Genomic DNA, 24,002 nt, shown 5'->3' with positions numbered 1-24,002 from the left:
ACACTCATAGGAATGGAATGGGCAAAAAAATCCGTGCCTGGATTAGGCACGGATGATAAATACTTTTATTGGAGTTGAAATCCACCATTTTATTGAATAGCGGAGAGCACATCCAGCAGCATGGATTTGAATTTCGGACGGTCAATGGCTTCGCAGACACGTACATTTGGCTCTTTGCCGAAACGTCCATTGATATCCACGACGCTATATCCGCGTGTTAACTCTCCTGCTGCCTCCACATCCACATAATACTGACCGGATTTGGTCATGAGCGACTCATCTGCGGCAACAGCCATCAGCAACGTATCCGGGTGAGTGGTGCCATTCAGTTTATGTACCGATTTGTTGAACTGCATAACCACTTTGTTGATGGCCGTGAAAAAATCCGCGCCTGATGTACCCAGTGCTGCAATTTCAGCGTGATCATCATCATCCATAACAGAATACTGCGTACACATCTCCCAGCCAACCATGGTGGTCGGAATGCCTGCGTGCAATACAATTTTGGCTGCTTCCGGATCTACATAGAAGTTATACTCCGCGGCTGGTGTGATATTACCCAATGCATTATTCGTTCCACCCATGATGTAGAGGTGAGCAATCTCCGGAATAATGGTTGGGTCCTTCTGGATTGCCATCGCAATATTAGTTAGAGGTGCAATGGCCAGAAGCGAGATTTCGCCCGGATGTGCGTGTACCTTTTCAATGATAAAATCAACTGCATGCCCTGCCTCTGGACGCTGGTCTGCCTTCGGGAAATGGGCTCCGCCCATGCCGTCATCGCCATGTACGTCTTCCACCGTGCGGTGCTGCGCCTTGCCATAGGCCATCAATGGGCGTTCGCATCCTTTGTACACAGGCACCTTGCCGCCATGTCCTGCAACCTGTACCGTGTACAGGGCATTTTCAACCTCTTGGTCAAACTGTACGTTCCCACCTGTAATCGTAATGCCCTCCACCTGGAAATGGTGCAGTGCAGTCAGGATCGCAATCGTATCGTCTCCTGCTGTATCTGTATCGATGATGACTTTTCTCATGATGCCGCGCTCCTTCTTCATTGAATTGATATTCATTCCAAATAAACACTAGGGTTTATTTTACATCAAAAACGTACCAATGACGATGGAAACGCCGATGATAATGGAACGCAGCAGCTGTGCTGCCGCCATATTGCCTCGTGCGATTTCGTCACATACCCGCATCTTGGGAATCAGGAAGTCAAATATAATATAGACCAGACACAAAATAATGATTCCAAGCGCCGACCAGAGCAGCATATCCAGCCATGAATGCGTGGAGAAGGACACCATGCCCACAATGATACACAGGCCCAGCAATTTGCTGCCCATATACATGCCTGCCGCCTCGTTACCTTTCGCGATTTCCTCGCTATCGTTATACCGGGTCAATTGGCTAAAAGCGAAATACCCACATACCAACACAACCAGCAGAATGCCTACACCTACCGCTACATTCAGCAGGTTTAATCCCAAATTGTCCATTCCTTCTCCTCCTCGTCATCCAACCGTTCATTGACCACAGCCGCACAATAATAGGCCATATCTCCGGTTACCTTCTCCCCGATCCGTGGCAATACACCGGCAAACCGTCCACCGATGACAAACACTCCTGTAAGCAAATAACCGCTGTATTCGCCATCCTCTGTCTGAATTACGGCCTGCTCCATCGGTACCAGCTGCTGATATATTTTAGGCTGATTATTATAATAGGCTGCGATCTCCTCATCTTCTTGCAGTTCGTCTGTTGTGTTGGAGTTCATAGGAGCGTGCAGCTTTTGAGTAGCAGCCGTTTGGCCCTCATGATGATCCGATCCCTCACCCAGCAGCGATGTGCCTCGACCCTCGCGGCCCCAATAGCTTTTGGCCACGTATGGCATTGCGCTCCATTCGAAAGGTCCAGCTTCGAAATAAGTAGGTAGCAGATACCGTGAAATGGAAGCTAACTCTGCATCGTTAAACAGCCGAAATCCACAATACTCCGGGGTTTGTTCATTACGTTCATAGAGTGACCAGATCGCCGCCATGAAGCCTTTGCTCTGCATCAGCACATGCTGTACAGGATTCATCAGACCCAGGCGTCCATCCTGAACCAATTCAAGCAGTGCTGCGCCGATGTCCACGCCGGTCGTTTCATCTCGATCATCGATTAGATATTCCAGGGGATAGAGCCGGTACAGCAGGTTAATCTCGCGTCCATGATGGTAGAGCGCCTCCCCAGGAATAATCTCCAACTCCTCCAGTGGAGCGTAGAACGTTTCATACCCCGCCTCCTGGCACAGCTTCATCAGATACTCCGTATTGGTCCGATCCTCCACATGCTCCCCAAATGAAGTAAAGGTCACCGGGCCCAGCAAACCCTGCTTGGCGTAAGCATCCAGCCAGCGGCGAAAGCATTCCCGGATACATTCATCCATTCCTTTGGATGGAGCATGAAGCGATGTTTTTTTAGCCATCCCCACCAAAATACCTTCCAATGCAGCTGCTTCAGGTATGCCGGTTGGGGTATCCGTATTATTTTCAATACATTTAGGCCCAGCTTCCCCAATAATCCAGTCCTGCCGAGTGATGCCGCCTGTCACCATCTCCATACGCGCCGCCTGAATCAGGTCGGGATGAATGCCCAACTGCTGCTCCAGAAAAGAGTCGGGCATGTATTGTTGGATAAAACGCATCACCTTGCAGTAGATTCCGTCTACAGCCTCAACTGCCGTACGCAATTCCTGCATCTCCGCTGGGGAAAAGACTGTCAACGCTGGCACACAATATTGCTTGCCATACATGCGATGGTAAGGAACCTGCTGCCCTGCTTTGCCCCTGAAAACTTCTTCATGACTGAATGGCAGTTGGTATATATGCCTCATCAGGTTCTAACCTCCCGAACTGCGGAAGAAGCTGCCAAAGCCGCTCGATTTTGAACTGGATTTACTGTAGGAGCTGCTATCCTTGTTGCTCCGATAGGACGATCCGCCACCGTAGTAATAGTGCCCACTACTGGAGTCATATTCACATCCAGTATCGTATTCCGGGTCACATTCGTCGCTACTGCTGCTACAACCAGATAATACAGCTGGAACCGCAAGCATTAGCGAGAAGGCAACAAGCTTGGCACGTGATCCAGGTTTGGGTTTGGAATCTTCGGCCATTACAGATCCACCTCCTTCATCAAAAACAACACTTTCTTGCGATCCACATCCAGCACGGAATACACAAATTCATATGTCGTACCGCCCCGGACCATGTAATGGTCCAGCAGTTGCTCGGCAAGCTCCATCGTGTACGAGGAGGATTCTGCCAAGTCCAATTCCTGAAATGCACTCCCATTCCACAGCATATATTCCGCACTGTACATGGAGGACATTTTACACATTGCCAGTGCAGCGTCCGCAATCGCTGTACCGTATTCGGCAGGTTTTTGGTTGTCATATTCGGTCACGTAGACCGCATGCTCCCGACGATCCTCACATTCATTGGATAGATGCGCCCAAAGCTTATTTTTCATCAGGGTCGCATCGACCAGCTTGCGCATGAACAGCTCATCGCGAGTAACCGATACCTGCTCCAGTACCCCTGTCTCCACCTGCCGGTCATCCGACCAGTTCCGATAAGTCATTGAATAATAAATAACGATAACCTGCCTTTCTGTGAGCTCTAAGAGGAGCCGTTTCCATACACACAAACGTATTAAACGCATGAGAAGGAAAAAAGTTACACTATTCCCGATGACATGTAAAAAAGCATTTTAAATAAATCCCGAGGGTAGTTTTCAATCAGCAAGATATGGATCGAAATGAATCTATTCGTCTAGATCTTGTACCCATGATCAATACACAGCATATCTAGCCACTTACTGCGGATATCATCGCATTATGAAGCTAACTTTGAAAATCAAAAAGGCCAGAGATCTTTCTCCGGCCTTCTTTCCTCCTTTATCTATTTCAAGATCTATTTCAAGATAAGCTCCGTAATCTGACCTGTCTCACAGCTCTGCCCACTGGGCCAACATATCATTGTATTCACCAGACAATCGCTCGCGTTCGTTCCACATTTGCTCCAGCTCGTTTGGATTGTTCTGCACAGATTCAAGCTGGCGATCCATTTCCTGGATTTGCCCTTCAAGGTGAGCCAGTCGCTGCTCCAATTGTTCAGCGGACAGCTTTTTAGAAGTGTACGTTGTATCAGGCGTTCTACCCGACTCCGTCTCCAGTTTCGGTTTTGAACTTCCACGTGATGGAGTGGCTACAACTGCTACATGCTGATTTGCCGCAGCTGCGCGGGCTTGCAGATCAAGCTTCTTCTCGCGATAGGCTTCATAGTCTCCAAGATAAGTGGTCATCCGCCCATTCTCCAGTTCCCACACGCGGGAAGCGAGTCGATTGACGAAGTAACGGTCATGCGAGATGGCAAGCACCGTTCCTTCGAAATCAACGAGCGACTCTTCGAGCGCTTCCCTTGAAGCGATATCCAGATGGTTGGTCGGTTCATCCAGCAAAAGCACATTCGGCTTCCGCTGAACCAGCAGAGCCAGCCTTAGCCGCGTCCATTCCCCACCAGATAACTGTCCTACCGAGCGAAATACATCTGCTCCATAGAATAGATATCGGGCCAAAATGCCGCGTGCTTCTCCTTCTTCCACGCCCGCTTCCTGACGGAAGTACTCCAGCACATTCAGCTTCGGATTGGAAGGCTCCTCCTGCTGGGCCAGATAGCCAACATCTACACGTGCCCCCCACTCCAGGTTGCCTGCACTGGGTTGTTCCTCGCCCAGCAACAGCTTGAACAACGTCGTTTTGCCTGAACCATTGCGTCCAATAAGGGCAATTTTGTCGCCATATTCGAGCAATCCTGATACACCGCGCAGAATCGGACGTTCTCCATAAGCCTTTTCGACCTGTTCCATAACGGCCACTCGTTTTCCCGTACGGTCTGTAGGGCGTACATCGAAGTCGGCGTTACGCCGCTCCAGTACCGGGCGCTTCACCTGTTCCATCCGTTCGATTGCTTTACGCATCGAAGCTGCACGCCGGAAGAACTTTTCATTACCCCCGACTCGGCCCCATTCTTCCAGTTGGCGGATCGTTTCTTTCATTTTTTTGATCACCTTCTGCTGCTCCTTGAACTCCTCGAATTGCTGCAGCAGTCGTTGTTCCTTCACTTTCATATATTCCGTATAGCCACCAGCTGACGTCTGCGCTTCTCCATCCTCCAGTTCTAACGTCCGGGATGCTACACGGTCCAAAAAGTAGCGATCATGTGAGATCAGGATAATCGTACCTGTGTACTCGCGCAAAAATCCTTCCAGCCATTCCACCCGCTCCAGATCAAGATGGTTGGTCGGCTCATCCAGCAATAACAGATCAGGCCTTACAATTAGCTGTGAAGCCAGCACAACCCGGGTCTGTTCACCACCAGACAACGAACCAAACCGCCATCCGTAATGCTCCTTCGCAATATCCAGACCGTCCGCCACCTGATCGATCCGGGCATCCATTTCATATCCACCCTCGCGCTCGAACTGGTCCTGCAATGCCGCGTACCGCTTCAACAGTCGCTCCAATTGGTTCGGATCGGATGCACATTCCGGATCGGACATCTGCTGCTCCATATCCTTCATTTGACTCCGGCACGCCATAAGCTCCCTGAATCCAAGACTCAGCACATCCAGCACTGTGTAATCGTCCATTCCTTCCGGTACCTGAGCGACGTAACCAATACGTGTATCCTTCTTGATCATCAATTGTCCTTCATCCGGCTGGCTCAGTCGTGCCAACAGACGCATCAATGTCGTTTTTCCGCTTCCGTTGCGGCCAATCAGGGCGACCTTGTCGCCTTCCATAATTTCAAATGTAATGCCGTCCAGCACCAGATGTGCTCCGTGGTATTGAGTCAGTTGTTGCGCACTAATAATCATCATAATAAGGTTCCTCCTATGGATTGGAAGATCCTGACCGCAACACAAAAAGAGCCGCAGGAGGTTAGCTCCGCGGCCCTTCAGAATTCAAGCAATATCGCTTATCGTCCGAATGGGGTCAAGGCAGGCATCTTCTCGCAAATGTTAACTTCCGTATATTCAAAATTGGACAGACTTCTCCCGTTGGTCAGAAAAGTATGAACAATGCCAGCCATAGCAATCGGCAGCTGGCTAATACGGTTGTTAAGCATCTCGTGATTCACCTGTCTTCACCTCCCTTGTCATAATTAATGTCAATATATCACAGACGAATGCATTCCTGCAACCGTCCGATCGTCCAATTCACTCTTACTGTACAGCAGCTAACCCCCCGATTAATTCCGTCTCCGACGCCGAAACACTACATCCGTAATCGCCACCGTAATTAGTGTCAACATTCCCGCTGCACCCAGCGATGCACCAAGCAAGGCATAACCGATACCGTTCCACCCGCCAATCTCAATGCTAATCATGATCACAACGGCTCCGCCGAGCAAGGCCACACATGGCAGTATATATTGAACCCCGGTCATTCGACGTCCCTGCAACCGATAGATGAGCCATTCAATCAGCAGCTGCACTGCCCACATGCCAAGCGTCCATAGGATGAGTACTTCCATAAGGTTCTCCTCCTTCTTGCTGAATGGTTAGAGCCTTCGTTACAGACCTCTCATTATTTCAACCAGTTGGCAAAGAACTCCCGGTATCCTTCTTTCATGATTGTGCGCGAAAAAGCACCAAAAGCATACTCACGGTTGTCTTCCGAAACACTACGCGGCGCGGCAGCAGCCATGTTCACCAGTTCAAACCAGTTATCCTCATTGCCTGCAAAGGCATGCGTGGAACGGATGTGTCCATAGCAGGCATGCTCCGGCTTCACAACCATTTTGCCCATCGCCATCGCTTCGGTCAGCGGCATCGCAAACGTATCAAATGCCGAACAGCTCCAATACACCTTGGACGAGTTCATTAGGGTAAATACCTCATCCTGTGTCAGCGCGAATTGCAATTTTACGTTGTCCGGAATGTTGTATTTCTTCATGCTTTCCTCATAGCGGCGACCGCCGAATACCATGTATACTTCCTTGTCGGGGTTCTGCCGGGCGTATTCCAGCACCAGATCCGGGCGACGATTCGCTTCATCCCGACCGATCCAGAGCACACGATTATGCACAACCTGACTCGGGTCGTAGTGGCGGTTTGCGAGCTCTTCGCTAAAGCCAATCGGGATAACGTTCACGTCATGTACACCGAAATTGCGGCCCAGTTCTGTTTTTAGGAACTCTGTCTGCACAATCGCTTTATCCACCATCGTATAAAATGGCTTCATCATCTCATACCCCGTCAGCGCCGGGTCGGGAAAGCTGTGCGGGAACAACACACTCTTCGGTAAAAACATCTTCAAAAACGTAAACCCGGATACCGTGTAGATGACATGCTCTATATTTTGGCTATATATCTGGTCCAGTACGATATCATAGTTCACCAAGTCACCTTTCTCATGCTCATAACCTGGCAACCAGTCATACCCGCTGACATGGCGCTCCGGCGAGATGAACACAATCTCCACGCCCAGCTCCAGCCCGATCTGCTTCAACCGATCCGCAAATACGCGCGGGCCCTGTGCCTCCGTGAATTGAATTTTACGCATTACGAGTCCTACTTTACGCATGTTCTGCACCCCTCATTTCTATTCCCTTCAACACTGCTTCATGCACTGTTTCAGTGTCATTGCCGTCTCGTGCCACTGGTTCCGCAGCTGTTCCTCCGGCCATACACAGTCTGCACTTCTCAGATCCCCATCAATCAGACGCAGCATCCAGAGCGAGAATACAATGGCATATGCACGGTACCACCTTTTAAAAGAAACCCGTTCAACCTGAACGCTATGGCGTTCCAGCCCGTCCAGATAAACATCGATAATCTGCTCCCGTAGCTCAGGCGTAACGGTTCTCGGGAACAGCGGATGCGATAGATCTACCAGATGATATACGTCCCAGAGAGCCGTATTCAGATGCGCATGCTCCCAATCGATAATCACCAGCCTGCCATTCACATCCGCCATGTTGCCGGGATGAAGATCTCCGTGACACAAGACACGAGGTAACTCCTCCTCTGCTGTATGGATTAGCGAGGAGATGTTGTGCCAATCCGATGGTGACAGCGAGATCTCCAGCTTGGACAACAAATCAGCGGTGGATTCCTTTTGCCAAAGCAGATCATCCAGTATGTCCCGAATTGGCGGTTTCTGACCCACCCGGGGCAGTTCACCCCAATCAGCAACAGATAAGGAGTGCCACTCCGCCATATGTACAGCAGCAGCCAGCATCGTCTCTTCCCGTAAATCATGCACCAGTTCGCCCAGATCCTCATAGATGATCCAGCTCTGTTCCGCGTTAATTTCGCAGTCTGATGCAGCAATTAACGCTGGATAGATAGGCGGCAGTACAGACAGCACATGCCTGGACATCCATTGTTCACGTCCATGTTGTGCAGGATTGGTCAGCGGTTTGAAAATATAACTTTCCCCGGTACGAACAGTGAAACGCTCCACATATTTACCATTCATGCCTTTGTAGAGCCTTTCTCTGCTTGTTACATATTGTTCATTTAACGTCCCTTCGGGAGTCACCCAGCGATGCGCCTGCACGTCTTCATTCACGCCATTCACCATCCATTTCGTTCCCCAGACCTGGAGCTGGCGCCGCTGATGTTTGCCTTTACAGCCCTACCTCTGTCCAAGCTCCTTTGCCCGTCTATCCGTTATTATTTCTATCCATCATACGTTGCCGTTCATAAGCCTGCAAGCTTTGAGCGAAAGCACTTTTCCTAGCGTTAAATAAGAGATTCTGAAATGGGAGTTGCAATTTAGTTAGTAATCACTTACTATACAATCATGAAGAACAAACCTCATGTAGACAGCAAAAAGAAAGACATCCTACAAGCGGCGATGCGCTTGTTTGCAACCAAAGGCGTTGACGGCATTTCCGTCAAAGAGATCGGTGACGCCGCCGGAGTAACGGATGCGGCGATTTACAAACATTTTAAAAACAAAGATGCCGTTGCCCTTGAGGCCTTCACCCAATATTGCGCAGACTATACCGCCCTGATTGACGGGTATGTTCGCCAGGAGGGCCCGGTGCTTGAACGCTTCCGACAACTGATTACCGAAGTTCTCCACCTGCATGATGAAGATCCCTACGGACTGCTGCTGATTTCACAAAATCATGAGATTTTCATTGAAGCTGGAAGCAGTGAGGATTACCGCCAACCGCTGGATGCGTTGATTGATCTAATCGATCAGGGGATTATGCGAGGTGAACTGCCCGCTCAGGATTCACGGCTCACGGCCGTTCTGGTCATTGGTGCCATTACGCGCCTGGCCGTATCCAGTATGCAAGGTGAACTGCCGGAGCTGCTTGTTCCATACACCGGAGAAACCGTTCACCGACTTGCGTTGATGTTGGGCAGGTAACAGCTGAGCTCGGATAACACCCGATGGATTGCATCTCTAATTCGTTCCGATCAGACAGGCAATAATCATTGGTAATTGGTATAAGTTTTCACCTATATACAAGATCGGCTTCATCCAGCTTCAGGATATTCCTGAATGTTCACCAGGTCATTCGTGACCTTTTCTTTTTGCACATGAGGTTAGTGTTCATTAACTAAAATAGTCAGGACGTGTCATCATTATGAAGAAAATATTAATTATCCAAGGCAACCCCGTCTCCCCAAGTTACAATGGCGCAATCGCCGAAGCTTATCGTAAAGGCGCTGTGCAGGCAGGTGCCGAGGTTCGCATGATTACCCTGAACGAACTGGAGTTCAACATGAATTTAGAGGGAGGCTATCGTAATAAACTGCCGCTCGAACCGGACTTACTGGAAGCCCAAGAGGCGATTAAATGGGCAGAGCATCTCGTATGGGTGTTTCCGATTTGGTGGGGAGGACCACCAGCTTTGTTCAAAGGATTCATCGACCGCATCTTCATGCCAGGCTATGCCTTCAAGTATCACAAAGGGAAACTTTTCCCGGATCAACTGCTCAAAGGTCGCACCGCACGCATGATCACCACCATGGATGGTCCGAACTGGTACTACAAATGGTTCCAGGGTGAACCTGCACACAAAATGATGAAGATCTCCACCTTTGCTCTGACAGGCATCAAACCTGTACGCATAACACCTGTAGATCTGGTGGGCAAACAGTCCGAGGAACAGAGAAAGAAATGGCTGGAGAAAATTGAGCAGCTTGGACGGAAATTGGGGTAAAAAAATTAACTCGTTCTTGAAGGGATCTTCATATAATGTTATCACTAAATTAAATAATATATTCACCTAACAATTTATAGTCGATACTATCTGCATTTAATAGAAAGAAATTAAACTTAACCAAAAAAGATACTGCGTGCATAAGCACAGCAGTATCTTTTTTGGTTAATAAACGCTGTTCAAGTAGATGGGATAACTCAACTAATACAGACTAGGCTTTCACGGCAATGCCTTCATAGAACCGACGAATGACCTTCTCGGCTGGTTTACCGTAAACTCCGTATCCATCATCGTTCAGGGCATCCTTCTCTTGATGCAGATGCGCGCTCCAGTCCCACAGACCAAATCCGCGTACCCACTCCCTCTTGCTTGCATGACGGAACATGGCTTCATAGAACTGCTCCTGCTCCTCCGCGCTGACCGCACCTTCTAACCCCCAGTCATTCGGCACCTGTGCCGATCCACTACGGCTAGGGCAGCCCGCTTCTGCGAAGAAAAAAGGTTTGCCGTAGGGTGCAATGACCTGTTCAATCCGATCCAGCTGCGCCTCCCAATCCCCAATCGGATAGTAACCGCTGGAGGAAATGACGTCTACGGCATCCCACCATTTCACTTGCCCTTCCTGATACTTGTCGGTGTTGTAGGATACTAGCCCGGAATACACTTCACGCACTCCCGCGATGACCTCGCGCCATTCCTCGCTCCGACGCTCAGACTGCACCATCTCACAGCCCACGATGAACATCTCGCATTTCTCTCGCTCTGCAATGGCTGCATAATGCTTCTGATACACGGTATAACTGCGGAACCAGTCTTTCCATTTCGGCTCACACGGCACATCGATATCAAAGAAGTTAATGTGTGCACGCCATGTGCCATCGGTGCAATTGACGGTTGGTTTCAGAATGACCCGCAGTCCGAGCGTACGGGCATAACGGATCATATCCACCAATTCATCGTCTTCCACCATATGTTCACCCTCATATTTGACTTCTACAGCCTGCGGATGATCCTGATGTGCCGCCAGTGCAAAAATAACATGCGAACTGCCAGTGCGTTCAGCCATCAGACGCAAGGATTCTTTCGCTTCCGGCTTGCGGAAGTCTCCCCTGCCACTCATCCAGCCAAATGTAAATCCCTTGATGTATTCCATATGCATTGTTCCGTAATGCCCCTTTTTCAATTAATGTAAAATGAATGACCGAATGTATACACGTCCAACTACGATTGCAGTACCATCTTCCGATCGCCGTTATCCCCAGATTTTTTGAATCTCTGATGAAAGGGGAAATCCGAGGATAAATGTGAACACTTCGTTTCTTCAGATCAGTTCTGCACTCTCCGTTATTGTGTAAATTCCAGATTTATCTAAAATTGTTTCACTTCAATTATAATATTCCTTCCTCACGGTCTCCGGCAATGACTTCATCAGTCTCGATGACATAGTTCACGATTTCTTCGACAGTGGTATAAGCGACTCCAACGTATGTGTCGGCTGCACCGTAATAAATGGCGATTCGTCCTGTCTCCGCATCATGCAATGTGGCACATGGGAATACGACATTGTCTACAAACCCTTGCTCCTCATACCATTTTTCCGGTGTCAGTACGAAGTTCGAGGAACGATATTTCACTTTCGATGGCTCATCCAGATCCAGAATGACCGCACCCATGCTATAAACAAAACCATTGCACGTACCCGTTACGCCGTGGTAGAACATCAGCCAGCCTTCGGACGTTTCAATCGGTGCCGGACCGCCGCCAATCTTGACCGATTGCCACCAGCCCTGACCGCCTTTGCTCATGACATGACGGTGCTTGCCCCAGTACACGAGATCCGGACTTTCGCTCAGAAAAATGTCCCCGAACGGCGTATGTCCGCTGTCGCTTGGTCTGGACAACATTACATAGTTATCATTGATTTTGCGTGGAAACAACACCCCATTGCGGTTGAACGGCAGCATCGGATTTTCAAGACGTACAAACGTTTTGAAATCTTCCGTCTTGGCCAACCCCAGCGCTGCACCGTAAAAATCGGTACACCAGATGATGTAATACGTATCTTCCACTTTCACCAGACGTGGGTCGTATGCATAGTTCGGCATGAAGGGATCGCCCTTTTCGTCCACAAAGGCGATACGTTCCTCTTCAATCGTCCATGATAATCCATCCTCACTCGACCCCATGTGCAGGTGTGGACGTCCATTAATGGTTTCTGCGCGGAATACTCCGATGAATTTCCCTTCATAAGGAATCACTGCACTGTTGAAAATACGGGCAACTCCCTTGACCGGGTTACGCGGCACAATCGGGTTCGCGGAGTGTCTCCATACCGGACCTTCCGTGCCCTCCGGTTTATCCTCCCAAGGCATATTCGGCAATGCATCTCCAACAATGTGTACGTTTTTCGTACCAACAACTGTCATCGTTTCATTTCTCCCTTCGGTTAGGCTATATGAAATGAATACTTAAAATTACACGAGTCCACTCCGTTTCTCCAGCTTTTTTCTGTCCTCTTCGTTCCTGTGTATTCTCATATGCATTTCATATAGCCTTTTGTTTTTTTATTTAACAGAGCCTTGTGCGAAGCCGTTGTAGATGTACTTCTGTAGCAGCAGGAAGATGATCATCGTTGGGATGATGGCGATCATGATGCCGGCGCTGATAACCTCCCACTGTGATCCGAACGGCCCCTTGAATTTGAAAAGAGCCGTGGATATGACCTGCAAGTCTGTCTTGGGCATGTACAGGAATGGTGTGTAAAAATCGTTGTAGATGTTGACACCCTTCACGATAATGACCGTTACAATCGCCGGTTTCAGGAGTGGCAGAATGATTCTCCAATAGATCGTGAAGTAGGAAGCGCCATCCAGCATGGCGGATTCATCCAATGCGTTTGAGATGGAACCCAGGAATTGCAGGAAGATATATACCGCGATGATATCGGTACCGAGGTACATCACAATGGCTGCCCAACGGGTATTGAACAGGTCGAGCGCATTGATGATCTGGAATGTAGCGACTTGCGTCGTCACACTTGGAATGAGGGTAGCGAGCAGAAATGCGGCTACCATGATCTTTTTACCTTTGAATTTGAAACGATCCAGCACATACGCGATCATGGAACCCGTCAAAGTGGCACCCACGATAGAGATGATCAGGATGATAATTGTATTTTTGAAACCGACCAGCATGTTGCCGTCCACAAAAGCCTTGGTATAGTTCGCAAAGTTCAGCCAATCGGCTGGTGGGGCAAGCGGACTGCTGGTCGCGTACTCTGCATTGGTTTTGAGCGATGCAAACAGCACCACAACAATGGGTACAAGCGCAATGAACGCTGCGAGAATGAGTGAAGCATATTTAAATATGCTCGCTAGGGTGTATTTGAATGATTGCACGTTCATTCCTCCCCTTTCATGGTGACACGCTGAACCAGCGTAACAAGAATGACAATAAACAGCAGCACAACAGCCATTGCCGATGCCAAGCCCAGCTTGCCGTACTTAAATGCCAAGTGAACGGTTTGAATCACAAATGTCTCACTGCCATTGGAACCGTCTGTCATAATGTATGGAATATCGAACGCACTGATTGCGCCGCTAATCGCCAAAATCAGGTTGAGCTGCAGGATACGCGTAATGCTCGGCAGGATGATATGGCGGAACTGCTGCCAGCGATTGGCCCCGTCAATATCTGACGCTTCATAGACATCTTTTTGGATGGAAGAGATCGCACCCAGGAAGATAATGAAGTTAAAGCCCATGTATCTCCATACCGATGCGCCTGCGAGCGACACGTTAATAATGTTCGGATTCCCAAGCCAGAGCTGAGTGTATTGTCCAAGCCCTACGGCCTGCATGAGTGTATCGAGGGTACCATCCGGCTTGAAGAAAAAGAGGAAGATAAATCCGATGGCTACGCCATTCAGCAGATAGGGGAAAAACAATATGCCTTTGAAAAAGTTTTTGCCGCGGATTTTGAAGCTCAGAATCGTTGCAAAGTAGAGGGCCAGACCCATTTGTACGAAGGTAGCCACAAAATAATACAAACTGACAATAAACACTTTAAAATACTCAGGGTCACTGAATATCCGTGTGTAGTTCTCAAACCCCACATAATCAAACCTTTTGCTGTATCCGTTCCAATCGGTGAAGCTGTATTTGAACATGTTAATGACAGGTAAATAAGCAAAAGTGAACAGCAGTGCCAGCGGAATGATCGAGAAGGCACAGATGATAAATATGCGTTGCGCTGAGTAGCCCCAATTCGAAATCTTCAAGTATTTCATGCTCTCCACACCTCCAAGCGGTTCTGCCGCTTTTATATCGAAAGACTCCCGTCCAAATCACAAATGCCTGAGTAATCAACCACCGAAGGTGGCATTTCACATCTGATTTTTCCTGCATCCAGATGCAAAATGCCGTATAAAAAGGGGAAATCCTCTCCCCTCAGCCAAGGCGTGGTGCCTCGCTGCATGTCAGCGGTGGTCGGACATAGGTAGCACCTTTACAGATCGACGTATCCCCGCAATCTGTTTATTTCGCGACTTCTGTCCGTGCTTTAACCCATTTGTCATTCAGATTCTTCATGATGTCGTCGTACGATTCGCTGCGATTACCGATGGCAGCTTCGATAATGCGTTTCTTGAAGTCAGGCTGCCAGAGGCCAATCTCGCCTTCGTTGTCGATTTTGTCAACCAGACCTTCCTGTCCTTCTTTGGCAGGAGTCAGTGTGGAGAATGTAACGTCTTTGTATTGATCCAAAATCGGTGGCAATTCCGCATTTTTGTCTGCGCTCATGCCCCCGCCTTGCTCAACCGCGTAATTCGATTTCACCAGGAACCAGTCAATCCACGCTTTCGCAGCAGGTTTGTTCTCGCTGTTCACGTTCATGCCGATGTTGTAGTCTGCTGCGAGCGGAACGACCACATCACTTGCATTCGTAGGAAATGGCAAGAATCCGATATTATCTGGTGTATCCGTCAAGCCTTGAATTTGGGTAATTGCCCATGATCCAAGTGCCATCGTTGCAATTTTCCCGTTCGCCAGATCAGCCTTGGAGCTTTCCCAGTCGGTTGTGGTCGGATCTTTCTCAATCAGGCCATTCTTGGCTGCGTCGTAAAGCACTTTGTACAATTCATAGTGCGGCTTGCCAGCCACAAAGTTTTCATCCGTGTTCGGTTGATCAATGTTTACGTAGTCCACACTGCCTGCAACCGTCGGCAGATCTGCTTCCCATTGTGTCAAAGCCCAACCGGAGGCATAGTTGGTGTACAGTGGAATCGCGTCTGTATTATCTTTCACCAGTTGCAGTGCAGCCTGGAATTGCTCAGGTGTTTTGGGAACTTCCGCAATGCCAGCGTCCTTGAACACCTGCTTGTTATAGATGATACCGGAGAACGTGATAACGGTTGGAATCCCATAGACTTGGCCGTCAACCATACGCTCTTCAATGGCTGTGTACTTATCTTTCAACTCATCGTACGTGCCCAACGGTTCGAAAAAGTCCGGAATGTCCGCAATCGGTACGCTGGTGGGGATCATCAGCACGTCACCATAATCTTTGGTGCTCATACGAATCTTCACTTGTCCCTCATAGTCAGCCAGCGCCTGGAAGTTTACTTTGACATCCGGGTATTCCTTATTGAACTCCGCAGCATAGTCTTTAAATACCGTATCAACAATATCTGTACGCTGCGTGAGAACGGTGATCTCGCCCTTGATATCTGCAGGATCTGTACTGATTTCCTCTCCTGCCTGCGAGGATCCACCTCCAGAAGAGCATGCTGCTAGCAGAGAAGTGATGAGCAGCATGGTGAGCAGCACCATCCAACCTTTGTTTTTATTCAATTGATTTGACCCCTTTCTTAAGTTAATTTAAGTTATCGTTAAGGTTACAAAATGAATTTTATTATGGTAACGCTTACCTGTCAATTAAATTATTTATTACTTTACAACAAGTTTTTATCCCCAGACGCGTTGACAATGCTTTTTCCCGACACTAGTATTATAAAATAAGGTTAACGTTAACTTAATTAAACTTTATCCCTGTACTTTGAAGGAGCGCTCACTTATGACTCACATCAATGACATCAAAACTGAAATAAAAGAACACTGGGAAGGTCATATTCTGCCATTCTGGTCTGCCCTCAAAGATCATAACAACGGAGGATTCTATGGTTGGGTTGGCAATGACCTTCAGGTCGATCCACTCGCTCCCAAAGGCGGAATCGCCACGGCACGACAATTATGGTCCTTTGCAGCTGCCTACCGGGTAACCGGAAATGAAATCTGGCGTGATCACGCTGAACATGCTTACCATTTCCTTGTGAATCATGTGATGGATACGGAATATGGCGGCATGTACTGGATGGTCCACGCCAATGGAGAACCAATGGACACAAGCAAACATGTGTATACGCAATCCTTCGGCGTCTACTCATTGAGTGAGTACTATCGTGCCACCGGGGATGCATCTGCTTTGGAACTTGCGAAAACGCTTTTTGCTCTCATTGAGGATCGAGGGCTGAATGCCGAATTACCTGCATATAAGGAACAATTTGACCGCCTTTGGAAGGAACAGCCCAATGAAATGCTGAGCGAAAATGGTGTGATTGCGGATTACACGATGAATACGCATATTCACGTGTTGGAGGCCTATACCACGCTCTACCGAGTGTGGCCAGATCAACAGGTGAAGACGGCACTGGAACGCCTGCTCGGCATCTTATATGAACGGGTGTATGACAAGAACACAAAGTTTCTCGGTGTATTTTTCAACAAGGAATGGCAATCCATCATCGATCTGCGTTCATTCGGGCATGACATTGAAGCCAGCTGGCTGATCGACGAAACGTTGAAAGTGATGGGCTTGGACAAACACCCGGAGTATTCCGCGATGGTTACGGATATTGCCTATAACATTTCCAATGTGGCTGTACAGGACGATGGCTCCCTGATGAATGAACAAGAGGGCGACCATGTGGATGAGAAACGGATATGGTGGGTTCAGGCCGAAGCGATGGTCGGATTCTATAATGCCTATGAGCGTACAGGTGACCCTTTGTTTTTGGAGAGAGTAGAACGCTTGTGGACATATACGAAGGAACATATTATCGATCACCGTGCTGGCGGGGAATGGTACTGGTCGGTAGACGGAAACGGCACACCTGATCAAAGTGAAATCGCCGGACCGTGGAAATGCCCGTATCACAATAGCCGATTCTGCATTGAACTAATTGAGAGGATGGGATAACGATGATACACCCCAAATACAATGAATTATTGGAGCAACAGGAGCAGCTGCTTACGCGTCAAAATGAAATTGATTCTTCCTTCTACAACGGCGTATATGATCGGTACCGTTATCCGGTAATCACACGCCATCATGTACCGCTGCACTGGAGATTTGATCTGGACGAAACGACAAATCCCCACTTCATGGAGCGTCTGGGCATTAACGCTACGCTTAATCCGGGGACCATCTATTTCAATGGCAAATACGTGATGGTCATCCGAACCGAAGGATTGGACCGTAAATCCATCTTCGCCCTAGCTGAGAGTGATAACGGTATCGACGGATTTCGCTTCACAGGCAAACCCTTAGTGTGGGAAGATATCGATGCCGACGAAACCAACCAGTATGATATGCGATTGGTTCAGCATGAAGATGGCTGGATCTATGGTATCTACTGCTCGGAGCGCAAAGACCCTGAAGCTCCAGCATTTGATACATCCAGTGCAGTAGCCCAGGCTGGGCTTGTGCGGACACGCGATCTGCTCAGCTGGGAGCGTCTGCCCAACATCACGACCAGCTCCCCTCAACAGCGAAATGTTGTATTACATCCAGAATTCGTAGAGGGTAAATATGCGTTCTATACACGGCCTCAAGACGGATTTATCTCCACAGGCAGCGGCGGCGGGATTGCCTTTGGTCTGTGCGATGATATTCTGAATCCAGTGATTGAGGAAGAGACGATTATCGATGAACGGAAATACCACACGGTATACGAAGTGAAAAACGGCCAGGGCCCTGCTCCGCTCAAAACGGATCGCGGCTGGATTCACATTGCCCACGGGGTTCGCAACACGGCAGCGGGCCTTCGTTACGTGCTGTACACGTTCGCCACGGATCTGAATGATCCGGCACGCATCATCGCCAAGCCAGGCGGGCATTTCATTGCTCCTTATGACGACGAGCGCGTGGGCGATGTGTCCAATGTTATTTTCTGCAACGGCGCGGTGGTCAACGAACAAGGTGATGTTTTCATTTATTATGCATCCAGCGATACCCGCTGTCATGTGGCCACAACGACGCTGGATAAACTGGTCGATTACACCTTTAATACTCCGGCTGATCCGTACCGTTCCCTGGATTGTGCCAGCCAGCGCGGTGACCTGATTGAGTGGAATGAGAAACTTCTCCAAAAGCAATTGGTTTAAAACCGAAGATCAGCCTTCAGGCGGAAAATGCAGCATGCTGAAAAATTAGCGTAGCGCTAACCAGAATCTCTTTATTCCATGTGGGTAACGATGTATACTAATATGGATTGTTGTTATGTTTGAAGGAAGCGCTAACCATAATGACAGCACATTGTACGTAAACCGGCTTGAAGGAGGCGACCAAAGCTGAAGAACAATATCACCATGCGGGATATCGCCGACAAGCTCGGAGTTAGCAGTGTGACGGTCTCGAAAGCATTAAATGATAAAGATGGCGTCAGTGGCGAATTGAAGGAAAAAATTAAAGTGCTTGCCGTTCAGATGGGCTATCGGTATAACGCCGCAGCCCGTTCGATGAAGGAAGGCCTGACTCATAATATTGGTGTTATTATCCCGGAGCGGTTTACCGGACCTACACAATCGTTCTATGTACGTGTATTTCAGCGCATCACCAAACACCTGGAGGATCAGGGGTACTACGGTATTCTGCATATTCTGAATGTGGAGGACGAAGAGGAATTAATCCTGCCTAAGCTCTATAGTGACAACAAAGTGGATGGTTTCATTGTGCTGGGACAAGTCAGCAAGGAATATATCGAGCTGGTCCAATCGATGGACGTTCCCAAAATGTTTCTCGATTTCTACGATGAGCATTCTGATATCGACTCTGTCGTTACCGATAACTTTTACGCTGCTTATGAGCTGACAAATGTTCTTGTTCAACAAGGACACCGCCGCATCGCTTATGTGGGGAATCTCTATTCTACAAGCAGCATTCAGGACCGATTCCTCGGTTACTACAAATCATTGCTGGAACATCGGTTACCGATGAATCCGGATCTCGTGCTTAATGACCGCGATGAGCGAGGTACGTTTATTGAAATTGATTTGCCAACTCAGCTGCCTACGGCTTTTGTATGCAACTGTGATCAGGTGGCCCATCTGCTCGTTCAGAAACTGACTTCACTGGGTATTCAGGTGCCTGCACAATGCTCTGTGGTTGGGTTCGATAATGATATCTATGCCACCCTCTCCGATCCCAAATTAACAACGGTTGAGGTCGATGTGGAACAGATGGCGCGCACTGCGGTTCATTCCATGCTCAAAAAGATCGATAACCCGAGTCGCAGCTTCGGCCGCGTACACGTGAAGGGCAATATCATTTATCGTGATTCGGTGAGTGCTGCACCTGTCCTTTCGGATGACGTACCTAACTAAAAAGGAACTAGACTCCCTGTTCCACAAAAAGAGTGCTCCCGGCCATTACGGCTGCAGGAGCACTCTTTGCTTATGAAAAAAAGAGAAAGTGGTCAGGAACCACTATAGATCACGGCCACTCTCCACTCGATTCCAAAAACCTAACTCCTGTTACAGCCTAGTAACTCGTCTTCAGCCAGTTGTCTTTGGACCAGGATAATTTGCCTGCACCTGCTCCGCTTGAACCGGTGAGGCGTGCATTCAGCGTCGCTGGATCATCGGTAGTGTAGCTGTAAGGAAGTGAAGAGAATCCGTTCCAGGAGAAAGCTTTCACTGCGGCCGGAACCGGGCTGAGTGGACTGCCGGATGTATCACTGTTTCCACGGAATGAGCTTCCATCCAGAGAATACATCGTGTCAGTCACCTTAATTTTACCGGTATACGTTGCATCGGCCGGATCCGTCTGGTTATTGCGGACCGGGAACAGTACGTCTTTGATCACCGATTTTTCGACCAGCACTGCACCATCTTCAGTGGAAATAGCTCCGTTGCCGATGATATCAAAATGATACCCTTTGGACGAAATTGCCGTTGCCATCGCAGAAGTGATTCTGGATTTGGCCGCACGCGCCCCTGTCGCATCCATCACAATATTGTAGGCATGCGCATTACCTCCGCGCAGACGTGGCATCCGATCCTGGATATCCTTGTACAGATTATGGTGCAGGGTCATGGAAAGATTGGCGTTGGCTGATTCGAAGCTGGTCGAGCCCACCAGATGACCTTTTTTCTGAGGAGACGAAATGGCAATGATATCGGCTTTGCTGAGCCCAACCGCGCTGCTGCGCAGGTAGTTGTACATCGGATAGGAAGCCTTGTTTGCTTCCAACTCGTTAATCTGCTGAGTAACCCAGCTGTTTGAGCTGCCGTCATCGCCTTTGAAGAGAGACCAGGAAATGGTCACACCGCTTGTTCCTTTTTTCGAATCGACAAGCCCGTCATAGGCTTTATTAAAGGTACAGTGATCAATCCATACGTTGCTGTTCTCCTCAAGAGTGATGTAATCCCAGTCGTTTTTGTCATAGTCGCCTTTGGTTGCTTCATCCCATTCCCATAACTCATCAAATTCAAGGTTGCGGATGATGACATTGGAGCTGCGTTTGACGCTGATGGCTGCATGCTTGATCTTGGAACCGTTAGCGGAGAAAATAGTGAGTCCATTAAAACCGTCAATTGTAATCTTGCTTACGCCAGTCTGTTTCAATACAGGATGCGTTAAGGCATCATTGTGTTTGGCAAAAGGTGATGTCTGCGCGGCACTCGGAATTTCGTTCCACCCTAGATTCAAATCATTCATAATCTCCACCACTTTGACGCCGGAGTTCTTCTTCAACGCCATTGCCAGGTCAGTCGCATTGTATACCTTCTTATACGTGGACGTGTTCGACTCACTGATGATGCCACCGCCCGTGTTACCTTGGGAGAATCCCGTGAGATTGTAATCTGCATTCCCTGCTGCCTGCACACTTGCAGGACCCGACATTAGTGTGATCCCCAACGTTACAGCCACGGCTGCACTGCACCAGCTTCTTAATTTTGTTTTCATCCCATTCATTCCTCCCATTTCATAATTGATAAGGCTCGTCCCTCGCTGCCATACCGTGTCATGAAGGACATGTCCTCACTGTATATTTTGAAAGCGATTACAACAATAATCTTAATCTCACATCCATGTGGAAAAACCAAATCTGGTAAGAGGTTATACTGTAATCAACTATGAATCGTATAGGTTTAACTTGGTTTCAGGATGACTACATTTCCGATATATATAGTTAAGTCCTACTTCCTGTGATAAAGTAAGAGAGCAGCAGGCAATTCCACATTGTGGGTAGAGTGTATTAATAGGACAAACAGCCGCTGACTTATCTATAAGTTACATAAAATGGAGTGAAACAGATGAAGTTTAGAAAGATGCTCTTGATATCGTTTATTTCTATTTTTATTTTTGGCAATTTGGGCCTTCACAGCGTAATTGTGCACGCTGCTGATTCCCTTGAATTCAGGGAGCACGATGATTTAATCAATATTCTAAAAGATGGTGATGGAGAAAACCGCGTCTTCGGATTTACAACGAAGAACAAGTTGACCGCATCCAATACCACTTTGCGCTTGTATGTCAATGCGATAGAAGTGGACTCCAAGGACTATGTTGTGGATTATGCCAACTATAGCATCACCTTCAATAAAGCTCCCGACAGAGGTGCCGAGATTCATATTAAATACGGCATTATTCCCGGATTTGAGTGGGAAGAAGGTGCCAATATGGGTTTTGCCTTGCCTGAGGGAGATGGCTCCACACGGAATTTTCCAGTGTCGTTAAACTATACGCTAAATTCAACCAAACAGATCAGTCTTTCCATTGACCTAACGAAGGTAGCCACGTCCCGATTTACCTTCAACGCAACAACGAATACCGTAACCCTATCCGAAAAACAGCAGGTTCCGCACTCCGGTGCCAAAGTCTATTTCTATATCCCTAAGGCTTCTATTTCCAGTAAACCCTCTCCTTCCGAAGAAGTGATTGAGAGTCCGAGTCCGAGTCCGAGTCCGAGTCCAAACAAACCATCGGAGCCTCTTGTTCAAATTCCAACAGGAGAGCGCTATCCCGGCAGTATTACGATCAGATCAGGCAATACCATTACCATCAAACTGTCTGAATCGGCCTCCGTTTCCGGGTACACCTCCTATTTAATGGTGAAAAATGCAAGCGGGCAGGTGGTTAGGCAAATAAAGATTGAGCCAGGAAAGACCTTCAGTTTCACACTAAGAAAGATGGGGCTTCCAACAGGCGGATATTATTTTTACCTAAAATCGGCCAATCAGTCAGGTGAACTGTCTGCTTCTATTCCTCAATTCGTTATAATCAACCATGAGCCTACGAATATTCAGGTGTTTATTGAAGGTGAGAAGCAGGTTTACAAGCAACCCCCGACTAATTTCAAGGGGAGTGTGCTCGTGCCGCTTCGAGGAATCTTCGAATCGTTGGGAGTCGATGTTAAATGGAACAGTTCCACTCAAACGGTTACGGCAATTAGAGAAGGCCGGACTATCGTGCTGACGATCGGCTCTAAAATTGCCTACATTAACGGTGTCGCTGTAACCTTAAGTGCAAAACCACAGATCATTAACGGCGTAACCATGGTGCCACTACGGTTCGTCAGTGAAGCATTCGGAGGAGAAGTAGAGTGGCACGGAGAAGCTGGTTCGGTTACCATTTTTCTAAATAAGCCATCCATTCCTACATCTGCTGAAAGCGAAGAACCGGCTTCGGGAGCAACAAAAACAACAGAATCTGGGTCTTCAAGTACCTCGCCTATTTTAAATAATATATCGAAGGGAATTAATACTCCGTCTGATATTATATTTGTTATAGACGTGACGGCCAGTATGGGTGAAGTGATCGACTATATCAAAGAAACGGTTAAGAGCTTCGTTGATTCCGTACCTGCCGGTTCGAATTTTGCGGTTATCACCTATCGGGACGTTAACATTTACAGAAATGGCGATTACAATTTGAAGTTCTTTGATTTTACCCAGGATAAAGATAAGTTAAAGGGGGATTTGAATACATTGGTGGCTTCTGGCGGAGGGGATATAAGAGAATCGGGACTGGAGGCTATTAACTTAGCTACTAATAAGCTCTCGGAGTTCAGCAGCGACAACGCCAAACGGATTATATTCATTACCGATGCCCCTGTCCATGAGTCACTCCCCTTGTCTTCCTTTAGCATTAAAGAAATAGCTGATAAACTGAAAGCAGACGAGATTGTATTTGATGCCATCGCCCCATCAGACGGTGATGCCTACAGACAGATTATCCAACTCGTTAAAAGTACCCCTGACGGAGTTCTCTATGATATCAAAGATGCTTCGGTACTCTCTCTGAACAAGTGATACGTTAGCTGTGCGATCTCTCCCATTCATAAATGAAACGGAATCCCGGACATGATGTGCCGGGATTCCTTTTTGTTCGCGGTTATGGTAGCACACAAATTTATGGTTATAAATGCACCCTGAAGTGGTACATTAACCATAACATATAACCTACAGGTGTGATAAATAG

The 24,002-nt window shown here is 48.1% G+C and carries 22 protein-coding genes; 6 read left to right on the top strand and 16 right to left on the bottom strand.

The genetic code is table 11. The annotated features are described in order from the left end of the window. Positions 1-89: 89 nt before the first annotated feature. The 10 genes from ACR1R9_RS28740 to ACR1R9_RS28695 form a co-directional block, all read right to left on the bottom strand. Positions 90-1,037: a nucleoside hydrolase gene (locus tag ACR1R9_RS28740; RefSeq protein ID WP_063567588.1), complete on the bottom strand. Its 948-nt coding sequence runs from the start codon at positions 1,035-1,037 to the stop codon at positions 90-92. A gap of 60 nt (positions 1,038-1,097) precedes the next feature. Continuing rightward, positions 1,098-1,502 (bottom strand): DUF350 domain-containing protein, encoded by a 405-nt coding sequence (locus ACR1R9_RS28735; RefSeq protein WP_433922149.1) that lies wholly within the window; start codon positions 1,500-1,502, stop codon positions 1,098-1,100. Beyond that, positions 1,484-2,881, bottom strand: coding sequence for a glutathionylspermidine synthase family protein (locus ACR1R9_RS28730; RefSeq protein WP_433922150.1), 1,398 nt, complete (start codon positions 2,879-2,881; stop codon positions 1,484-1,486). Before ACR1R9_RS28730 ends, ACR1R9_RS28735 begins: the two co-directional genes overlap by 19 nt. 6 nt (positions 2,882-2,887) lie before the next feature. Next, positions 2,888-3,163, bottom strand: coding sequence for a hypothetical protein (locus ACR1R9_RS28725; protein WP_175381891.1), 276 nt, complete (start codon positions 3,161-3,163; stop codon positions 2,888-2,890). Further along, positions 3,163-3,630, bottom strand: coding sequence for a hypothetical protein (locus ACR1R9_RS28720; RefSeq protein ID WP_099857975.1), 468 nt, complete (start codon positions 3,628-3,630; stop codon positions 3,163-3,165). Before ACR1R9_RS28720 ends, ACR1R9_RS28725 begins: the two co-directional genes overlap by 1 nt. A 366-nt stretch (positions 3,631-3,996) precedes the next feature. Further along, a complete protein-coding gene (gene abc-f / locus ACR1R9_RS28715) occupies positions 3,997-5,931 on the bottom strand; it encodes a ribosomal protection-like ABC-F family protein (protein ID WP_076287383.1) in 1,935 nt (644 codons plus the stop codon). A 98-nt stretch (positions 5,932-6,029) separates the two neighbouring features. After that, the gene (locus ACR1R9_RS28710) at positions 6,030-6,191 is read right to left on the bottom strand and encodes a hypothetical protein (protein WP_167483722.1); all 162 of its coding nucleotides are present in this window, start codon (positions 6,189-6,191) and stop codon (positions 6,030-6,032) included. 111 nt (positions 6,192-6,302) lie between these two features. Next, entirely contained in the window at positions 6,303-6,587 is a 285-nt protein-coding gene (locus tag ACR1R9_RS28705) for a hypothetical protein (protein WP_063567583.1), read from the bottom strand. Positions 6,588-6,640: 53 nt separating this feature from the next. After that, positions 6,641-7,639, bottom strand: a complete 999-nt coding sequence (locus ACR1R9_RS28700) for a glycosyltransferase (protein ID WP_063567582.1) — start codon at positions 7,637-7,639, stop codon at positions 6,641-6,643. Between the two features lie 27 nt (positions 7,640-7,666). Continuing rightward, complete coding sequence (locus tag ACR1R9_RS28695; RefSeq protein ID WP_433948849.1) at positions 7,667-8,641, bottom strand: phosphotransferase family protein; 975 nt, start codon at positions 8,639-8,641, stop codon at positions 7,667-7,669. A 222-nt stretch (positions 8,642-8,863) separates the two neighbouring features. Between ACR1R9_RS28695 and ACR1R9_RS28690 the strand changes: the two genes are divergently transcribed. Together ACR1R9_RS28690 and ACR1R9_RS28685 are read left to right on the top strand one after the other, a co-directional pair. After that, the gene (locus tag ACR1R9_RS28690; protein WP_326066763.1) at positions 8,864-9,442 is read left to right on the top strand and encodes a TetR/AcrR family transcriptional regulator; all 579 of its coding nucleotides are present in this window, start codon (positions 8,864-8,866) and stop codon (positions 9,440-9,442) included. 217 nt (positions 9,443-9,659) lie between these two features. Continuing rightward, positions 9,660-10,241 (top strand): NAD(P)H-dependent oxidoreductase, encoded by a 582-nt coding sequence (locus tag ACR1R9_RS28685; RefSeq protein ID WP_175382019.1) that lies wholly within the window; start codon positions 9,660-9,662, stop codon positions 10,239-10,241. A 211-nt stretch (positions 10,242-10,452) separates the two neighbouring features. Here ACR1R9_RS28685 and ACR1R9_RS28680 read toward each other — a convergent pair whose 3' ends face one another. The 5 genes from ACR1R9_RS28680 to ACR1R9_RS28660 form a co-directional block, all read right to left on the bottom strand. Then, the gene (locus tag ACR1R9_RS28680) at positions 10,453-11,394 is read right to left on the bottom strand and encodes a glycoside hydrolase family 113 (protein ID WP_175381896.1); all 942 of its coding nucleotides are present in this window, start codon (positions 11,392-11,394) and stop codon (positions 10,453-10,455) included. A gap of 235 nt (positions 11,395-11,629) precedes the next feature. After that, positions 11,630-12,667 carry a glycoside hydrolase family 130 protein gene (locus tag ACR1R9_RS28675; protein WP_433922153.1) on the bottom strand — a complete coding sequence of 346 codons (1,038 nt, stop codon included), beginning with the start codon at positions 12,665-12,667 and terminating at the stop codon, positions 11,630-11,632. A 138-nt stretch (positions 12,668-12,805) separates the two neighbouring features. Then, positions 12,806-13,645 carry a carbohydrate ABC transporter permease gene (locus tag ACR1R9_RS28670; RefSeq protein ID WP_433922154.1) on the bottom strand — a complete coding sequence of 280 codons (840 nt, stop codon included), beginning with the start codon at positions 13,643-13,645 and terminating at the stop codon, positions 12,806-12,808. Continuing rightward, positions 13,642-14,529 carry a carbohydrate ABC transporter permease gene (locus ACR1R9_RS28665; RefSeq protein WP_062323195.1) on the bottom strand — a complete coding sequence of 296 codons (888 nt, stop codon included), beginning with the start codon at positions 14,527-14,529 and terminating at the stop codon, positions 13,642-13,644. Before ACR1R9_RS28665 ends, ACR1R9_RS28670 begins: the two co-directional genes overlap by 4 nt. A 247-nt stretch (positions 14,530-14,776) precedes the next feature. Then, on the bottom strand, positions 14,777-16,090 hold the full coding sequence (locus tag ACR1R9_RS28660) for an ABC transporter substrate-binding protein (RefSeq protein WP_433922155.1): 1,314 nt from the start codon (positions 16,088-16,090) through the stop codon (positions 14,777-14,779). 232 nt (positions 16,091-16,322) lie between these two features. On the opposite strand from ACR1R9_RS28660, the gene ACR1R9_RS28655 reads away from it, so the two are divergent. The 3 genes from ACR1R9_RS28655 to ACR1R9_RS28645 all read left to right on the top strand — a co-directional run bounded on the left by ACR1R9_RS28655 (position 16,323) and on the right by ACR1R9_RS28645 (position 19,900). Continuing rightward, positions 16,323-17,495: an AGE family epimerase/isomerase gene (locus tag ACR1R9_RS28655; RefSeq protein ID WP_433923782.1), complete on the top strand. Its 1,173-nt coding sequence runs from the start codon at positions 16,323-16,325 to the stop codon at positions 17,493-17,495. Between the two features lie 2 nt (positions 17,496-17,497). Further along, positions 17,498-18,682: a glycoside hydrolase family 130 protein gene (locus tag ACR1R9_RS28650; RefSeq protein ID WP_433922156.1), complete on the top strand. Its 1,185-nt coding sequence runs from the start codon at positions 17,498-17,500 to the stop codon at positions 18,680-18,682. Between the two features lie 204 nt (positions 18,683-18,886). Next, positions 18,887-19,900, top strand: a complete 1,014-nt coding sequence (locus ACR1R9_RS28645) for a LacI family DNA-binding transcriptional regulator (RefSeq protein WP_433922157.1) — start codon at positions 18,887-18,889, stop codon at positions 19,898-19,900. A gap of 157 nt (positions 19,901-20,057) precedes the next feature. On the opposite strand, the gene ACR1R9_RS28640 is transcribed toward ACR1R9_RS28645, so the two are convergent. Further along, a complete protein-coding gene (locus tag ACR1R9_RS28640) occupies positions 20,058-21,485 on the bottom strand; it encodes a hypothetical protein (RefSeq protein WP_433922158.1) in 1,428 nt (475 codons plus the stop codon). A gap of 350 nt (positions 21,486-21,835) precedes the next feature. Between ACR1R9_RS28640 and ACR1R9_RS28635 the strand changes: the two genes are divergently transcribed. Beyond that, a complete protein-coding gene (locus ACR1R9_RS28635) occupies positions 21,836-23,833 on the top strand; it encodes a stalk domain-containing protein (protein ID WP_433922159.1) in 1,998 nt (665 codons plus the stop codon). The last annotated feature ends 169 nt before the right edge of the window (positions 23,834-24,002 follow it).

The organism is Paenibacillus taichungensis (assembly GCF_050994985.1).
GTDB lineage: Bacteria > Bacillota > Bacilli > Paenibacillales > Paenibacillaceae > Paenibacillus > Paenibacillus taichungensis.
This window is presented reverse-complemented; position numbering and strand designations above follow the sequence as displayed.

What these genes read in the sequence shown, in the direction of transcription:
- ACR1R9_RS28740 (WP_063567588.1), bottom strand. Translation starts at nt 1,037, where the DNA reads ATGAGAAAAGTCATCATCGATACAGATACAGCAGGAGACGATACGATT.
- ACR1R9_RS28735 (WP_433922149.1), bottom strand. Translation starts at nt 1,502, where the DNA reads ATGGACAATTTGGGATTAAACCTGCTGAATGTAGCGGTAGGTGTAGGC.
- ACR1R9_RS28730 (WP_433922150.1), bottom strand. Translation starts at nt 2,881, where the DNA reads ATGAGGCATATATACCAACTGCCATTCAGTCATGAAGAAGTTTTCAGG.
- ACR1R9_RS28725 (WP_175381891.1), bottom strand. Translation starts at nt 3,163, where the DNA reads ATGGCCGAAGATTCCAAACCCAAACCTGGATCACGTGCCAAGCTTGTT.
- ACR1R9_RS28720 (WP_099857975.1), bottom strand. Translation starts at nt 3,630, where the DNA reads ATGACTTATCGGAACTGGTCGGATGACCGGCAGGTGGAGACAGGGGTA.
- abc-f (WP_076287383.1), bottom strand. Translation starts at nt 5,931, where the DNA reads ATGATGATTATTAGTGCGCAACAACTGACTCAATACCACGGAGCACAT.
- ACR1R9_RS28705 (WP_063567583.1), bottom strand. Translation starts at nt 6,587, where the DNA reads ATGGAAGTACTCATCCTATGGACGCTTGGCATGTGGGCAGTGCAGCTG.
- ACR1R9_RS28700 (WP_063567582.1), bottom strand. Translation starts at nt 7,639, where the DNA reads ATGCGTAAAGTAGGACTCGTAATGCGTAAAATTCAATTCACGGAGGCA.
- ACR1R9_RS28695 (WP_433948849.1), bottom strand. Translation starts at nt 8,641, where the DNA reads ATGGTGAATGGCGTGAATGAAGACGTGCAGGCGCATCGCTGGGTGACT.
- ACR1R9_RS28690 (WP_326066763.1), top strand. Translation starts at nt 8,864, where the DNA reads ATGAAGAACAAACCTCATGTAGACAGCAAAAAGAAAGACATCCTACAA.
- ACR1R9_RS28680 (WP_175381896.1), bottom strand. Translation starts at nt 11,394, where the DNA reads ATGGAATACATCAAGGGATTTACATTTGGCTGGATGAGTGGCAGGGGA.
- ACR1R9_RS28675 (WP_433922153.1), bottom strand. Translation starts at nt 12,667, where the DNA reads ATGACAGTTGTTGGTACGAAAAACGTACACATTGTTGGAGATGCATTG.
- ACR1R9_RS28670 (WP_433922154.1), bottom strand. Translation starts at nt 13,645, where the DNA reads ATGAACGTGCAATCATTCAAATACACCCTAGCGAGCATATTTAAATAT.
- ACR1R9_RS28665 (WP_062323195.1), bottom strand. Translation starts at nt 14,529, where the DNA reads ATGAAATACTTGAAGATTTCGAATTGGGGCTACTCAGCGCAACGCATA.
- ACR1R9_RS28650 (WP_433922156.1), top strand. Translation starts at nt 17,498, where the DNA reads ATGATACACCCCAAATACAATGAATTATTGGAGCAACAGGAGCAGCTG.
- ACR1R9_RS28645 (WP_433922157.1), top strand. Translation starts at nt 18,887, where the DNA reads ATGCGGGATATCGCCGACAAGCTCGGAGTTAGCAGTGTGACGGTCTCG.
- ACR1R9_RS28640 (WP_433922158.1), bottom strand. Translation starts at nt 21,485, where the DNA reads ATGAAAACAAAATTAAGAAGCTGGTGCAGTGCAGCCGTGGCTGTAACG.
- ACR1R9_RS28635 (WP_433922159.1), top strand. Translation starts at nt 21,836, where the DNA reads ATGAAGTTTAGAAAGATGCTCTTGATATCGTTTATTTCTATTTTTATT.